The sequence below is a fragment of the Sporosarcina sp. QA0331 genome, from assembly GCF_055808055.1.
Genome location: NZ_CM147850.1, coordinates 3101260 through 3117279 on the forward strand (window position 1 = coordinate 3101260; position 16020 = coordinate 3117279).

The following is a 16020-nucleotide window of genomic DNA, read 5'->3' on the forward strand; positions in this document are numbered from 1 at the left end:
TGACATCTTGAGCTGGACGTATTCTAATTGGTTGGTTTTCTTTTTACGTCTTTCTTATGCTACTTTCTTTTTCTTCCTAAGGACGCCTAAAAACGGTGAAATAAAAGTGATGAAAGCTACGATTAACAATATTGCAGAAATAGGCCTGCTAAAGAAGAGACCAAAATTGTCTTGGGAAATTAACATGGATTGATTATAGCTTGTCTCTGCAAGCGGTCCAAGAATAATTGCCAAAACAATTGGAGCCAGTGGAAATCCATATCTTCTTAGGATGAAACCAATAACACCAAATAACAACATAATCCAAATATCGTAAACATTATTATGAATCGCATAAGAGCCGACAATACTTAACAGTAAAATAATCGGTCCTAATACGATCGGCTTTACGACTAATACTTTCGAGAAAATTCTTGCGCCACCAATTCCAATAAAGATAATTAGAATGTTTGCAACAAGTAAACTGAAAAATAGGGAATACACAATATCTCCACTATATGTAAATAGCTCTGCACCCGGGCGTAAACCATGAATGAGGAGACCACCTAAAAATACAGCGGATACTGCATTACCCGGAATACCGAGTGATAATAAAGGAATAAGTGAACCGCCAGTTACTGCATTATTTGATGATTCCGGCGCAGCAACTCCTTGAATGGATCCTTTACCAAACGAGTCTTTATCTTTTGACCATCTTTTAGCTTCATTGTAAGCAATAAAAGCGGCTGGATCTGTTCCTACTCCAGGGATTATTCCAATAATGGTGCCAATAATTGAGGAGCGACCCATGTTTGGGGTTAATCGCAAAATTTCTTTAAACTTAGGAACTACCCTTCCGGCAACTGTTGGAATTTGTGAAAGTTCTATTCCCTGATCTCTTGATAACTTACTAGAAATCATTAAACTGAATGCCTGTGAAGCTGAGAATAATCCGATTAAGACAGGGATAAGTGCAAATCCGTCCAATAAAGCAGGATGACTGAAAGTAAATCTTGGATATCCTGAAATCGGATCCATGCCAACTGTCGCTATCAAGATTCCGAAAACCCCTGCCAATAAGCCTTTTACAGGACTTTTACCAGTCAAACTTGAAATAATTGTTAATCCAAATACAGCTAAAGCAAAATACTCAGGCGGTCCGAATCGTAAAGATTGCTGTGCTAAAAAGGGAGCAAAAGCTGACAATGCGATAACGCTTACAATTCCGCCGAAACCTGATGCAATAGCTGCAATACCTAAAGCTTTAGCACTTTCGCCTTTTTTAGTCATTTCATAACCATCTATTACCGTTGCTGCTGCTGATGGAGTTCCGGGTGTATTTAATAGAATCGCTGAGATTGAACCAGAGTAAACCGATGCTGAGTAGACTGCACCTAGTAATATTAAACCAGTTGCTGGATCCATTGAGAATGTAAAAGGAATTAATATTGCGAGTGCCATTGTAGAACTTAATCCAGGTAATGCTCCGGTAAACACTCCAAATAGCACTCCACAAAGAATTGCAAATATATTAGTGGGTGTAAAAACGTTTCCTGCTGCTGATATCCATATTTCTAACAAGATGCTTCACCTCTTTCAATAAAAGCTTTCAAAAAAGCCTTGCGGTAATGGAACTTTTAATAAAACTTGAAAAATAACTGTTACAACCACAGATGATGTAATTGATATAATCAACACGTTCTTAAGTTGTCGGTATCCAAAAATCCAAAATAAGATAAACAATAACGCAATGGATGATATCGTGAAACCTAATAGATCCATCGCAATCATGTAAATAACCGTCGTCGCTGCAATGATACCTAAAAGTTTATATTCATGTTGTGATATAGTATTTTCCGAAGCCTGTTCCCGGTCAGGTTTAAGCTTTGTATCCACAATAAGAGCTATTGACAAAATCATAAGAACGACTGCGAAAAACTTTGGCCAAAGTGCCGCTGCTTCACTAAATTGGAAGGAATATAAGAAGGCGAACAGACCCAATGCAAAGAATATCCCCGCTAAAAGACCATTAATTTTAAACATTACTTCACCTACTTCAAATTAATATCTTGATATACAAATAGAAAAGAATAAAGAGAAGAATCACCTTCTCTTTTTCATTTATTTTTCTGCGAACTTCATATATTTATCATAAGTATCACCGATTATTTCTTTAAATTCTTCTGCATTCTTATACGTAATATTAATTCCTGAATTGGTCATTTGGTCTTGATACTCTTTTTGATCAATGATTTCTTTAAACTTATCGTGTAAGAACTCAATTATTTTCGGATCTGTTCCTTTTGGAGCCGCAAAACCTCTCCATGAACCTGAAACAATATCTAATCCCTTTTCACTAGCTGTTGGAGCATCCGGAATCAAATCAGATCTTTCACTATCAAATAGAAGAATTGCTTTCATTGCGCCGCTTTTTAATTGACTTTCGAACCCTGAATAATTGCCGATCAATGCATCGATATGTCCACCTGCAACAGCTGCAACGGCTAAAGCTTCACCATCGAATGGAACAGTTGTAATATCGATATCTGCAACTTCTGCAAGCTCTTTACTTGTAAACGCTGGAACTGTTTGCGCGCCTGAAACGCCAACATTAATTTTGCCTGGATTTTCTTTTGCGTACTTAAGAAATGATTCAGCATCATCATATGGAGCATCTTTCCCTACTACTAAAAAGAATGGGTCATTAACCGTCATAATAATTGGCACAAAATCTTCATGTGTATAAGAAACATTATTGAAGATTGGATTGCTTACAATTGAAGAAGTAATTAAAGTTAATGTATAGCCATCGGGCTTTGCAGTCACACCAGCTGTTTGTCCGATACTGCCACCGCCACCGTCTCTATTTTCAATCACTATAGACTTGCCAACGATCTCTTCTGCATGGCTTGCAAGAATTCTAGATGTATTATCTGCTGGACCCCCGGCCGAAAAAGGATTGATTATTTTTATTGGTTTTTTAGGATAATCAAGTTCACCTTTATCCCCAGCCTTGTCATTCGAACATCCCGCTAACACTACGATTAAAGCCAACACCATAAACGAAATCATCTTCGTAAATTTAGTTCCCATTAGTAATCCCCCTCGTAAATTTTTTCAGCTTAACTTAATTCATTTGTTCCAAAACATCTGACCAAGATGACGGTGTTAAACCATTAAATTTTTCTTTCAGCCCAAAGTTAAGCATGTATTCAAGTTTTTGGCGTACTGCTGTTGCCATAACAGAGTTCACGCCTAGTGACTCCAACATTTGATTAGAACCAGACATCTCAGTAAATCTTCTCTCTGCATGAATTGCCGTTCCCGTTACTAATCGGTTTAATGTATTTTCAAAATCCGTCTTATTCATTGTTTCTGAAACTGATTGAATGACTAATTGTTCAATTTCCAATTTGCGTGCTGCCTCTAACATTTCTACACATAGAACTGATAAACCCTTCATGAATATACTTCTCACTAATTTTACCGCTGATGCTTCACCAGCAATATCACTAATTTTTGTCAAATCCATATGATATTCAGCAAGCAAAGTCATCATTAGGTCAACTCCATTACCACTCGCATAAATCGGCACTTTATGTTTATAAACTGGTAATGGCCCCATTAAAGCGGCGTCTACAAACAAAGCATCCTTTTGAATAACTTTTTCATTAATTGCTTTTTTTATCTCTGGACTGGATGCCGATACGTCAATATAAAGCGTATTTTTTTGAATAAAGGGCAATGCTGCTGTGCAAACGTCAAGTGCCTTGTCCGCTGGAACCGCTGCAAATATTACTGTGGATTGTTGAACTACATCTTCTAAACTTAAAAGTAACTTCACATTCGCTATATTAGCCCTCTCTTGTACTACCTTTCCAGTAACCGGATTATTAATAGAAGCATCAAATGCAATAATACCTCCTTTTCCTTCTCCACTAAAACCTAATGCCATGTTAAATGAAGCTTCACCAAAACCAATAAAACCTACTTGCATGTCCAATCATCTCCCAAATTAACAGCCTTAAAATTGCTTCATTTTATCTCTTAACCAACTAGGTTCAATACTGTTTGTAGGTGAACCTTCGCTTTTCAACTTTTTGTATTTCATAATTTCTTCGACTCTGTTATTTTCATATGCCAGTTTCTTTTCAGCATTCGCAACTGTATTTTCCAATACATCTTGAGGAATAACTACTACACCATCTGTATCCCCAACTATTAAATCACCAGGATTCACGACAACACCGCCACAAGAGATCCTTTGGTTAATTGATCCGGGCCCTTCTTTAAATGGACCTGCCGGAATAAAACCTTTGGCGAAAATAGGGAATTTCATTTTGGATAGCACATCATAATCACGAACCAATCCATCAATGATAATGCCCTTAATATTTTTTGCTTCTGCTGCGAACGCCATTAGTTCTCCTAAATAGGCACGGTGCTTATAGCCTTTTCCATCCACAACTAGTACACAATCTTCAGGAGCAGTGTGAATAGCTTCATGTAAAAACAAATTATCTCCCGGTTCTAATGCAACTGTAAACGCTGGACCAAAAACGTTTTGTTCTGAAGTAACAGGTTTAATTTCATAATCCATTGCACCTGAATTCTTTAACCCATCACATAGCAATGTAGAATTTAGGTGCCCCACTCGGTCGATTAAATTCTTCGGTAAATTAAAATTAGAACTACTCATTGCTTCTCCCCCTTATTGCTAAAGCGCTTTCATGTTGTCGTAAATTTTTCTTCCTTATTTCAATATGTAAAATTTATTACTTCCATCGCATTTAGAATAGCACCCCACTTTAGAAAAGTAAATACATTTCATAAATTAGTTCAAAAAAAAGACACTCCTCAATAAATAACGAGAGAGTTGTCTAGGTTTACATTAATTGTTTGGAGGTAAATGGTGATAGTTGATGTTTGTTAAAATATCGTTTACTTTATCTAGTCTGGCTTTAATTTTCTCATGGTTCTGTGTGGCCATTGCTGTAATTAAATAGTCTGCAAGGAAAATAGATGAGGTGATTGAATTATGAAAAGAGAGGCTACTAGAGCTACAAGGTAGAATTACATCTGCATACTTAGCTAAAGGAGATGAATAACTATCTGTAATTGCGATAATCGTTGCTTCTGCTTTTTTCGATTCCGACACTAAGTCAACAACTCGACGTGCATATCTCGGATAACTAATTGCTATCACTACATCAGAAGAATCTAATCCAGCAACATCGTCAATCCAATCGCTTTGATCTGCATTTCTTAATTTTGTATTTCCCAATAAACGATTAAGACCATGCGTTAAATACTGGGCTACAGGCAATCCGCTTCTTACGCCAGTACAATAAATATGCCGTGCATTCACAAGCATCTTTATCGTCTTATCTAATGATTCCTTTGTTATTAATTCAAATGTATTTTGGATGCTATTTATTTGAAATTCTGCGTATTGATGCCATAAATCATTGTTGGTTATATCCTTTAAATTCGCTTCAAGTCGCGTATGTGGAGCCGCCTTGCTTCTCAGTATCTCTTGGAGACCCTTCTGGAATTCGGAGTATCCGGAATATCCTAAGCTAAATGTTAGCCTCATAATAGTTGTTGTGCTGGTGCTCACAATGCCAGCCAGTTGATCAATTGTATAAAATGCAACATCCATGGGATTTTTAATAATATAGTCCGCAACTTTTTTCTGTGTATCCGTTAACTCATGCATCTTAGTTTTCAACTTCTCAATTGGATTACTCAATCTCTTCACTCTTTTCACCGCAATGGTATTTTTGTTACATCTTAATATTATAATGTATATATTACAACATTAAACATAATCTTAAAAGATAATTGGGAGACGCTTGTTTATTCTTGAACTTCGGAAGTAATGACATCTCTTTAGTAGATGTTGTAATACCCAATAAAATAAAAACACCAGCTAAGCCAAGCTGGTGTCCTATTACAAATCTTATTTAAAGTTTCCAATTTATAAAACTCCGATAGAATTGTCATTTATAAATATGTCTCTTCCACTAAAACATCTTCGTCGTCCAGTTTTCTCCGTTCCACACATCCGTCACAACGCCTTCGTAGAAATCAGGCTCATGGGAAATGAGCAACACACTGCCCTTATATTCCTTTAACGCGCGCTTCAATTCAGCTTTCGCATCGACATCCAAGTGGTTCGTCGGCTCGTCGAGAACGAGCAAATTCGTTTCCCTGTTAATGAGCTTGCAAAGGCGAACTTTTGCCCGCTCTCCACCACTCAGCACTTTCACCTTGCTCTCGATATGCTTCGTCGTCAATCCGCAGCGCGCCAACGCGGCACGCACTTCATACTGCGTGAAATGCGGGAATTCATCCCACACTTCTTCCAAGCAAGTGCGATTATTTTCCGACTTTATCTCCTGCTCGAAGTAGCCGATTTCAATATGGTCGCCAAGCTCGACAGAACCCGCAAGAGATGGGATTTCACCGAGAATGCTTCGTAATAGCGTCGTTTTCCCGATACCATTCGCCCCGGACAAAGCAATCTTCTGCCCGCGCTCCATCGTCAAGTTGAGTTCCTTTGACAGCGGCTCATCATACCCGATGACGAGGTCTTTCGTTTGGAATAAATAACGTCCCGGCGTACGCGCAAGCTTGAAATCAAATTGCGGCTTCGGCTTTTCAGCATCCAGTTCAATGATATCCATCTTATCGAGCTTCTTCTGGCGGGACATCGCCATCCGGCTCGTTGCTGCATTCGCTTTATTGCGCGCAACAAAGTCCTTCAAGTTGGCGATTTCCTTTTGCTGCTTTTTATATGCAGCCTCTACTTGCTGCTTCTTCATTTCATGGACACGCAAAAACTCATCATAATCCCCTGCGTACCGTGTAATTTGCTGGTTTTCCATATGGTAGATCAAGTTAATGACGCTGTTCAAAAAAGGAATATCATGCGAAATGAGGATGAATGCATTTTCGTAGTTCTGCAAATAATTACGCAGCCACTCGATATGCTCGACGTCCAAATAGTTTGTCGGCTCATCAAGAAGCAGAATATCAGGCTTCTCAAGGAGGAGCTTACCGAGTAACACTTTCGTACGTTGCCCGCCGCTTAAATCGTGGACGTCACGGTCAAGCCCGAACTCATCCAATCCAAGTCCATTCGCCACTTCATCCACTTTGGAATCGATAATATAAAAGTCGTTATTCGTCAGCTCATCTTGCATCTGCCCTGTTTCCTCTAGCAGCTTCTCAAGCTCATCGGCATCGACTTCGCCCATCTTCGCGAAAAGAGCGTTCATCTCCGCCTCCAGATCATAAAGGTATTGAAACGCAGTCCGCAGCACATCACGGATGCTCATCCCTTGTTGTAGCACGACATGCTGATCCAAATATCCGACGCGCACACGCTTCGCCCAAGCGACCGTTCCAGCATCCGGCTCAAGCTTACGCGTGATGATATTCATGAACGTCGATTTACCTTCCCCGTTCGCACCGATCAGGCCGATATGCTCCCCTTGCAATAAACGGAACGAAACATCATCAAAAATCGCCCGGTCCCCGAACCCATGGCTTAAATTACTTACTGTCAATAAACTCATATGTTGTACACCTTTTCCTTCTGTCAAAGTAAAATCAAAAAATCAGTCTAAAAACGAATAAATCATACAAAGATGCATACGTCCTTCATTATATAGCCATTTCCCAATTCGGGATAGAGAAGATGCAAAGTTTTTTCATCGTCAAATGGCGTTCAGTACACGCAGCGCGTCGAGAACACTATTTAAAAAATCGGGCAGCTTCCCCATGTGCTCCTCATTGATTTTCGCCTTGAATTTCACTTCAATATTGTTCAAGTAACCGGGTGCGTCCTCTCCGTATATGAAACTTAACGTTTGGGTAACAAGAACTTCATTTTCCCATATGTCATTCAATGTTTCCTCGATTTGTCCGCACTGCTCCTCTTCTTCTCGAACACGCTTCAGAAAGCGTACTGTCAATGAACAGCCGGGATTTTCTCCGGGTGCTTCCAATATTTCATCCGCCAAGTCTTGTAAAGATGCCTCCAAAATGATTTCGGCAGACACATCTTCCAAATGAAAAAGTGTAAATTGTAAAATGAATTTTCGTGCTAGAACCGCGAAATCCATTTGATCTGATCGGTTGACGATCCGTATATCGCGATCGATCGTATCAAGATCATACACCCGGTTTTCAAATGCGACTTTTAAGTTTTCGAAAACAGTTGGATCGTACATATTGGTTCCTCCAAAACAGATGTAATTGTTATTTCTATGTAACCATAATCGATCATAAAAAGGAAATTGCTCTTGATATTTATGTCGAACCATGGTAGATTGGTGAATGGAAATTTCATAACTTCAACATATATGTATAACCTCAATAATACGGTTTGAGGGTCTCTACCAGGAACCATTAACTCCTGACTACAAAGGTAACTTACTTTGCAGTCGGGATTTTTTTATTTTATAGAGGAGGATTTTTTTATGGATTTACGAGTTTTCATCCTTGCGATATCAACGATTACAGTTGGACTTGTTGAATTGATCGTCGGAGGCATATTGCCGATTATCGCAGATGATTTAAATGTTTCTATCGGGACGGCCGGGCAGCTCATTTCGGTCTATGCGCTTGTGTTCGCCATTGCCGGTCCGGTTTTATTGTCATTGACCGCTAAAATCGAAAGGAAAAAGCTTTATTTAGTTACGATGGTGATCTTTTTCACCGGAAACATTATGACCTTTTTCAGTCCCACTTTCACATTTGTCATGATCGCACGTGTCATCACCGCGACGAGTGCGGCGCTGCTCATCGTCCTTTCCTTAACGATTGCCGCGCGGATCGTTGAAGCACCCAAGCGTGCAAAGGCCATCAGTTATATTGTGATGGGAATCAGTTCTTCCCTCGTGTTAGGCGTGCCACTTGGCATTCTCATTACGAACGCTTTCGGTTGGCGCAGCGTCTTTTTAGGAATTGCGGTTCTATCGATCTGCTCATTCGTTTTCGTTTCTATTTTCCTTGGGAAGATTCCGATGAGTGAAGTGCAGCCCCTTTCCATGCAAATCAAATCACTCGCAAATAAAAAAATCGTCTTCGCGCACTTGGCAACGATGTTCATGCTAGCTGGCCATTATACGGTTTACGCCTATCTTACACCATTCTTGGAAATGAATTTGAACCTGAACCAATACTGGATCAGTATCTCCTATTTCCTCTTCGGGATAGCAGCAGTAGCTGGCGGAGCGTTCGGGGGGAACCTTGCCGGTTGGGTCGGATCCAAGAAAAGCATTCTCATTATTATCGGTTCTTTTGCCTTGATCCTATTCGTGTTGCCCTACTCGACATTTTCGTTTCCGTTCTTCATTGTCATCATGATGATTTGGGGAGCATTAAGCTGGGCCCTTGCACCGCCGCAGCAGGATTATATTATCGAGACCGATCCCGTTTCGTCTGATATCCATCAAAGTCTAAACAATTCCGCATTGCAGGTCGGGATCGCATTGGGTTCAGGAATCGGCGCTGTCGTATTAGGCCAAACCGATTCGGTCACAAGCACAACGACTGTCGGGGCTGGAGTTGTCGTCATTGCATTTTTGTGCGCTGCCGTTTCGATATCGATGGCAACCGGCAAAGCAAGACGTGCGAAAGAAGTACAAGCCAATTGATGAATAAAGTACAAAGGACCTCACCAAAATTATGGTGGGTCCCATTTTTATTACTCTTCCAAATAAGAAAGATCAATCATACCTTCAATATCACTGCTCGTCACATATCCAGCTTCCTTGCTAATATCCGCCATTTCCTGAATGACTTGTTCATTCACCTCAGTTGTTACTTCAAGCTTTGCAAATGCTGCGGCTGTTTCGTCCTCATTTATTTCTTTTCCAGTCAAATCTTTAATATGTTGAATGACCAATTGTTGAGCTTCTTCCGGGTTTTGCTGAATGAACTCGACTGCCCGTTTATGGGCTTTTAAATAAGCGCTCGCAAACTCTTTATTCTTCAAGAATTCATCGCTTGCCGCAACGACTGTGTTTGTCGATTCCTTCCCCCATGCAAATTCATCCCAGTCGAGGATCAGCTTGCCGTTTGCTTGCGTCTCTAGTATATTCCCCCACGGCTCTTGTGTCGCCGCGGCATCGACGGAGTTTTGAACGAAAAGTGTAGCGGTGTCAGCAGGCGCAGCTGCGAATAATTCGACTGTACCGCCGTTCGATGTCGTTTCGAGATTCACTTCTTTCAATGCTTTTCGAAGCATGACGTCCTGCGTGCTTCCGATGACCGGGATGGCGACTTTTTTGCCGTCAAGATCGGCTAGCTCCGAAACACCTCCGCCTTCACTCGCAACGAGCACAGCTCCTCCGTTCACTGCGCCTGAAATCAAGCGGAACGTCGGGTTTTTCACGTAGAAATTCAACAATGGACCAGGACCGACTGTACCGACATCGATTGATTTCGTCGTCATCGCTTCCATGAATAGACCACCATTGCTCACTGTTTTCGTTTCAATCTTCACATCCTCTCCGAATTCCTCTTCAAAATAGCCGTTTTCAAGCCCGACAATTGTTGCGATATGCGTCAAGTTCGGGAAGTATCCGATTTTTACCGATTTGCTGCCAGACGAGGAAGAACCGCAAGCAGATAGGATTCCTACTACTAAAACCGTTAACAATGTCATGACTACTGACTTTTTCATTGTCGATATCTCCTTTGTATAGGTCATGTTAGACCCCATTTTTTCTGTACAGAACGTTCCAAACGTAAGAATACGACATTATCCATAATCGTCCCGATCACCGCAATGATGATCATGACAGAGATGACAAGGTCCATTTGACCGAGGGAACGCCCTGTTTCAAGCAATTGCCCTAGCCCTCCGCCTGACCCAAGCAATTCCCCAGCCATCAATGCCCTCCATGAAAATGCCCAAGCAATGCGTAGTCCTGATAATAATTGCGGGACAGATGCCGGCAAAATGACGGTTCGAATGAAATGGAGCCCTGTCGAACCAAATGTCTTCGCGACCCGTTGGTATAACGTCGGTACATTTCGGAAACCGCTCGTCGCACTGACAGTCATCGTCCACGTAGCGCCGATCGTGACAATGAACAAAATCGAGAAATCATTCAACCCGAACCAAATAATCGCGAGCGGGAACCAGACGATGCTCGGGATGGACTGCAACGCGGTTACGAGAAAACCGAGTGTATCCTCCACTAATTTATATCGCCAAATGAGATAGCCCATAATGACACCTAAAACGATTGCGATCGCAAATCCGATCAGCAGGCGGCTCATGCTTTTCCCGATTGCCGCTACAATTTGCCCATTCACAAGACCGTTAAAAAGAGTTTCCAACACTTGTGTCAAACGCGGAAACATGAAATCTGGCAATACCGAAAGTCTAGATGTGACTTCCCATATCACCGCTATCATCGCGATGAAGATGATTCGTCTTAAAGCTGTAGTCATCACCCATTTCCTCCTTTAACACCTTTTCAATTTCCTCCTCCAAAATGGCTAAAATCCGTTGTTCTGTATGCAATGTCACACTATCGGGCAACACGCCGTCCGTTGAAGTCGGAACTGGAATGATTTCCTTCACCTTTCCAGGACGCGTGCCGAACACGATCACTTTTTCCGAAAGCAACACAGCCTCTCGGATATTGTGCGTCACGAAAAAAATCGTCACTTTCGTCTTTTTCCAAATCTCCAGCAATTCTTTATGGAGCACCATTCTCGTCTGTTCATCGAGCGCAGAGAAAGGTTCATCCATCAGCAAAATATCCGGTTCCATCACTAAAGCTCTCGCAATAGATACTCTTTGCTTCATCCCACCCGACAGTTGATGCGGGTACGAATGGATATAGTTGCTTAAGTGGACCATTTTCAACATTTCGATTGCCTTTGCCTCAGCCTCTTGCTTCGGCATCTTCTTCAGCAGCAAGCCGTATTTCACATTTTCCAACACGGTTAACCACGGGAAAAGCCCGGCTTCCTGAAAAACGACGACTCGATCGGGACCAGGCTTCTTCACTTCATTCCCTGCGATGCGAATGCTGCCTTTATCCGTCTTCTCTAAGCCTGCAATCATATAAAGCAGCGTCGATTTGCCACAGCCAGAAGGACCGACGATGGAGACGAAGCTCCCTTTTTCCATATCGATAGTAATGTGATCCAGTACTAGAACCTGCTCTTTTCTTTCATTCGTGAAACTCTTCTCGATTCCATCGATTGTGACATACATTTTCCACACCTCTATTTATCTTATTTGTTTAGTCGGAATTAAACTTATGAAAATGGAGAGGATGCTTATTCCTCTCCTTTAGTCATCAAATAAATCGCTCGATAAATACCGTTCGCCATTGTCTGGCGCAATACAGACAACAGTATCAGCTGGGGTCAATCGTTTCGCCACTTGCATCGCAGCAAATACGGAAGCACCCCCGCTTGGACCGAGCAGCAAGCCTTCACGCGCCGCCAATTCGCGTACCGTTCGATAGGCGTCCTCATCTTCGATCTTGAAAATCTCGTCGTAAACGGATGTGTTTAATATCGATGGGATAAAACCGGGGCTCGTTCCGACAAGCTTATGCTTCCCGGGCTTCCCGCCAGATAGTACTGGAGAACCTGCCGGCTCCGCTATATGAACCGTAATATCGCTGTCGTGTCCTTTTAAAAACTCACCAGTCCCTGTAACTGTACCGCCCGTACCCGCTGTACAAACAAACGCTGACAGTTTTCGGTTCATCGATTCCATCGCTCGAATGATTTCCGGTCCTGTCGTATACCTGTGAATATCCGGATTCGCTACATTTTCAAATTGCATCGGAATGAAGCTATTTGGAATCTCCGCTGAAATTTCCTCTGCCTTTTGAATGGCTCCCGGCATTTTTAAATCACTCGGTGTCAACACGACTGTTGCACCGTAAGCTTTTAAAATATTGATTCGCTCAAGTGTCGAAGAATCAGGCATGACGATAATTGTTTTGTAGCCTCTGGCTGCGGCATTCATCGCGAGTCCGATCCCTGTGTTTCCAGACGTCGGTTCAATGATCGTATCTCCCGGTTGTAATAAACCCGCTTTTTCCGCTTCGATTATCATATTGTATGCCGCCCGGTCCTTGACGCTTCTGCTCGGATTGAAATATTCAAGCTTCACATAGACGGCTGCACCTTGTGGATCAGGAAGGCGATTCAATCTCACTACAGGCGTTTCGCCTATCAATTCGGCTATATTATTCACTACTCGCAAGCTGTCCAGCTCCTTCATTACGTATGTTTAGTAGATTATAGCAGAATAATCCCTACAATGCATAGTAATTTAGTTGGTTTTCATGTTGTGGACCTTCCTTCTAACATGCGAATATGATAATTCAAAAAGAGGTGCCATGGCATGGCCGTAATCCGGACTGACAATTGGATCGAGGAATGCAAAGGAGACCCTTCGAAAGTTTGCGCTAAATTAATCAAATACTTCACATCAGCTTCCTCATCGGATATTCATCATCACTTAACGACGTTTGGCATGTACAAGACTGCAAAACAAGGGAGAGAGTTAACGAAGAAATTGCAGGAGAAAAATGCATGGGGAATGTTGTCGAATGAAATAGGGCGATTGAGAAGCAAATGGAAAGGTCCTTCTGTCCCTATCTTTATCTTCCCATCGGATTCCAACAACAGCGTGTTGATTCGTCAATTCAAAGGAAAATCGGGGCTAGCTTATGCTGATAAGCTTTTTTTATTCATTTCACCTCATAATACGGAAACTGAAATGAAGGCGTTACTTACCCATGAGTACAATCATGTGTGCCGATTGAACAAGTTTCCGAAACGGGGAGAAGAGTACACATTATTAGATACGATCATTTTGGAAGGGTTGGCAGAAGCAGCTGTGGCAGAAAGATTCGGGAAGGACTCTACTTCTTCGTGGACTTCTCTTTATTCCGACAAACAGCTGGCCCGATTGTGGAAAGACTTCGTCAATCCAAACAAACATCATGTGAAAGAGAGTGCTACCCATGAAAAAGTGCTATACGGCCTCGGCAATTGTCCCCATATGACTGGATACGCTGTCGGCTATTATTTGGTTCAAAACTTTCTAAGAGCTAAAGACTTGCATGTAGCGGATCTTTTTACACTTTCATCCTCCGAAATTGGACAGCTGTCGTAATACTGCCTTTCACTCTAAACGAATGCAACGGTGTGTTTGTCCCCCTTGAAGAAAAATCCCTCACATATGATGTATTATGTTCAATCGAAATGGGGTGACAACACGATGTCAGTTCAACAATACCATTCTTTGTGCACTAGGCATATCGGAAGAGCTGTCGTTATTGGGACTCGGGATGGACGAACCCATAGGGGGATTATTCAATGTGTCAGGGGCAATAAAGTCTATTTAGAGCCATTCGGTCGTCAACGAAATTTGGGTGGTTTCGGATACGGTTTTAGATATGGATATGGCTTTGGAGGACGTGGATTAGCGTTTGGCTTAGGAATTGCACTCGGCTCCATCGTAACTTTCGCTTTGCTTCCGTTCTTCTGGTAATTATAAAAATAAAAAGAAGACTTCTCACATATGAGAGGCCTTCTTTTTCATTTAAACGACTTCCGGCTTCACTTCTACTTCTGTTTCAAGAGGCTCAACAAGCGCATACCGTTCCCATGCTCTGCTTTTCCAACGCAGCATCATAATGATGGCGCGTGTCCATTCATCTGCCGCGATAGCTAGCCATACTCCGACAAGTCCTAGGTCTAGCACGAACACGAAGAAATAGCCAAGCGGCAAACTCATCATGACCATCGATAGAGCTCCCATCAAAACCGGGAATTTCGCGTCGCCCGATGCACGGAGCGAGTTGATGATGACGATATTGAACGTCCGTCCTGTTTCCAGCAAACATGCTAATAACAACACAGATGCTCCAAGCTCGATAATTTCCTCATTGTCGGTGAACAGGCGCATAAGCGGATAACGGAACGTCATGACAATCGCCACTAACACGACGGTAAAGACAAGCGCACGCTTCAAAGAGGACCAAACTTGCTGGTACACTTCATCCTTTTCTCCGCTTCCAACGAGTCTGCCGACGATGATTGCTGTCCCGAGGCCGATTGCGAGTGCAAACAAATAACTGAACATCGAAATGTTCGTCGCATACTGTCTCGCAGCAAGCGCCTCCGTACCGAGATAAGTGACATAGTAGAGGAATACGATTTGGCATGCTTGGTACAGGATCTGTTCGAACGCTGAAGGCAATCCGATGTTCAATATCTTTTTGATGTATTCCTTCGACCATGTAAAGTAATAACGGAATTCGATACGATATTCAAGCACTTTGTACAATAGCCAAATGAAGACGAACATCGCGATTACACGGCTTCCGACCGACGAAATCGCCGCTCCTTGCACGCCTAGCGCAGGCATCCCGAACTTTCCGAAGATGAGCGCATAGTTCCCGATGACGTGAATAATGTTCATGCCGAGTGATACGAACATCGTCTGTTTCGTAAATCCGTGAACACGAATGACAGCTGCAAGCGAGTTGATGATCGCCTGTAGGAAAATCCCGCCTCCAACGATGACCAAATACGCTTCCGCATGTGCAAGGACATCCCCTTGCAAATTCATCGTTTCCATCATACGGCTCGTGAACAAAATGAAGATACCACTAATGCCAAGTCCGACTAATAGATTCAAAGAAACTGCAAGCGCAGAAATCTTCGACGCTTCAATAAAACGCCTAGACCCTAAATATTGGGCAACAACGATTGCTGCACCGTTACCGACTACTTCTAGTACAAGAATTGCGATTTGCACATATTGGTTCGCTGCCCCAACGCCTGATACCGCATCATCAGACAGCGCACTCAACATGAACGTATCCGCCAATCCCATCAACATGAACAAAAATAACTCAAGAAAAATCGGCCACGTCAGATGAAACAAATTCAGTTTCTTCCCCGGGCCGTTGGCTGCAACTGCTGCCATCTATATATCGCCTTCATTTCTATTTAAGATATTCAAAACAGGAA

Annotated in this window: 16 protein-coding genes and 1 riboswitch; of the genes, 3 read left to right on the plus strand and 13 right to left on the minus strand. The window is 42.2% G+C overall.

Annotated features, from left to right (window positions below; genetic code table 11):
- Positions 1-54: 54 nt before the first annotated feature.
- The 8 genes from AC0L13_RS15715 to AC0L13_RS15750 form a co-directional block, all read right to left on the minus strand.
- Positions 55-1560: a tripartite tricarboxylate transporter permease gene (locus tag AC0L13_RS15715; RefSeq protein WP_473641214.1), complete on the minus strand. Its 1506-nt coding sequence runs from the start codon at positions 1558-1560 to the stop codon at positions 55-57.
- Positions 1561-1575: 15 nt separating this feature from the next.
- Positions 1576-2022: a tripartite tricarboxylate transporter TctB family protein gene (locus tag AC0L13_RS15720; RefSeq protein WP_473641216.1), complete on the minus strand. Its 447-nt coding sequence runs from the start codon at positions 2020-2022 to the stop codon at positions 1576-1578.
- 78 nt (positions 2023-2100) lie between these two features.
- Positions 2101-3072, minus strand: coding sequence for a tripartite tricarboxylate transporter substrate binding protein (locus AC0L13_RS15725; RefSeq protein WP_473641218.1), 972 nt, complete (start codon positions 3070-3072; stop codon positions 2101-2103).
- Positions 3073-3106: 34 nt separating this feature from the next.
- The gene (locus AC0L13_RS15730) at positions 3107-3976 is read right to left on the minus strand and encodes a DUF1932 domain-containing protein (RefSeq protein WP_473641220.1); all 870 of its coding nucleotides are present in this window, start codon (positions 3974-3976) and stop codon (positions 3107-3109) included.
- A gap of 27 nt (positions 3977-4003) precedes the next feature.
- Positions 4004-4678: an RraA family protein gene (locus AC0L13_RS15735; protein WP_473641222.1), complete on the minus strand. Its 675-nt coding sequence runs from the start codon at positions 4676-4678 to the stop codon at positions 4004-4006.
- Positions 4679-4870: 192 nt separating this feature from the next.
- A complete protein-coding gene (locus AC0L13_RS15740; protein ID WP_473641224.1) occupies positions 4871-5731 on the minus strand; it encodes a MurR/RpiR family transcriptional regulator in 861 nt (286 codons plus the stop codon).
- 274 nt (positions 5732-6005) lie between these two features.
- On the minus strand, positions 6006-7562 hold the full coding sequence (locus AC0L13_RS15745; RefSeq protein WP_473641226.1) for an ABC-F family ATP-binding cassette domain-containing protein: 1557 nt from the start codon (positions 7560-7562) through the stop codon (positions 6006-6008).
- A 141-nt stretch (positions 7563-7703) separates the two neighbouring features.
- Complete coding sequence (locus tag AC0L13_RS15750; RefSeq protein WP_440500954.1) at positions 7704-8219, minus strand: hypothetical protein; 516 nt, start codon at positions 8217-8219, stop codon at positions 7704-7706.
- A 112-nt stretch (positions 8220-8331) separates the two neighbouring features.
- A riboswitch (purine riboswitch) is annotated at positions 8332-8431 on the plus strand.
- 37 nt (positions 8432-8468) lie between these two features.
- On the opposite strand from AC0L13_RS15750, the gene AC0L13_RS15755 reads away from it, so the two are divergent.
- A complete protein-coding gene (locus tag AC0L13_RS15755; RefSeq protein ID WP_473641228.1) occupies positions 8469-9647 on the plus strand; it encodes an MFS transporter in 1179 nt (392 codons plus the stop codon).
- A 50-nt stretch (positions 9648-9697) separates the two neighbouring features.
- Here AC0L13_RS15755 and AC0L13_RS15760 read toward each other — a convergent pair whose 3' ends face one another.
- From AC0L13_RS15760 to cysK, 4 genes are all read right to left on the minus strand, one after another.
- Complete coding sequence (locus AC0L13_RS15760) at positions 9698-10678, minus strand: ABC transporter substrate-binding protein (RefSeq protein ID WP_473641230.1); 981 nt, start codon at positions 10676-10678, stop codon at positions 9698-9700.
- Between the two features lie 23 nt (positions 10679-10701).
- Positions 10702-11454, minus strand: coding sequence for an ABC transporter permease (locus AC0L13_RS15765; protein ID WP_473641232.1), 753 nt, complete (start codon positions 11452-11454; stop codon positions 10702-10704).
- Positions 11387-12229, minus strand: coding sequence for an ABC transporter ATP-binding protein (locus AC0L13_RS15770; RefSeq protein WP_440500947.1), 843 nt, complete (start codon positions 12227-12229; stop codon positions 11387-11389). Before AC0L13_RS15770 ends, AC0L13_RS15765 begins: the two co-directional genes overlap by 68 nt.
- A gap of 78 nt (positions 12230-12307) precedes the next feature.
- Positions 12308-13237, minus strand: a complete 930-nt coding sequence (cysK, locus tag AC0L13_RS15775; protein ID WP_473641235.1) for a cysteine synthase A — start codon at positions 13235-13237, stop codon at positions 12308-12310.
- A gap of 141 nt (positions 13238-13378) precedes the next feature.
- Here cysK and AC0L13_RS15780 point away from each other — a divergent pair, with 141 nt between their 5' ends.
- Complete coding sequence (locus tag AC0L13_RS15780; RefSeq protein ID WP_473641237.1) at positions 13379-14155, plus strand: DUF2268 domain-containing putative Zn-dependent protease; 777 nt, start codon at positions 13379-13381, stop codon at positions 14153-14155.
- 105 nt (positions 14156-14260) lie between these two features.
- On the plus strand, positions 14261-14533 hold the full coding sequence (locus AC0L13_RS15785; RefSeq protein ID WP_440500943.1) for a hypothetical protein: 273 nt from the start codon (positions 14261-14263) through the stop codon (positions 14531-14533).
- Between the two features lie 51 nt (positions 14534-14584).
- Here the strand turns inward: AC0L13_RS15785 and AC0L13_RS15790 are convergent, their stop codons facing one another.
- A complete protein-coding gene (locus AC0L13_RS15790; protein WP_440500942.1) occupies positions 14585-15976 on the minus strand; it encodes an MATE family efflux transporter in 1392 nt (463 codons plus the stop codon).
- Between the last annotated feature and the right edge of the window lie 44 nt (positions 15977-16020).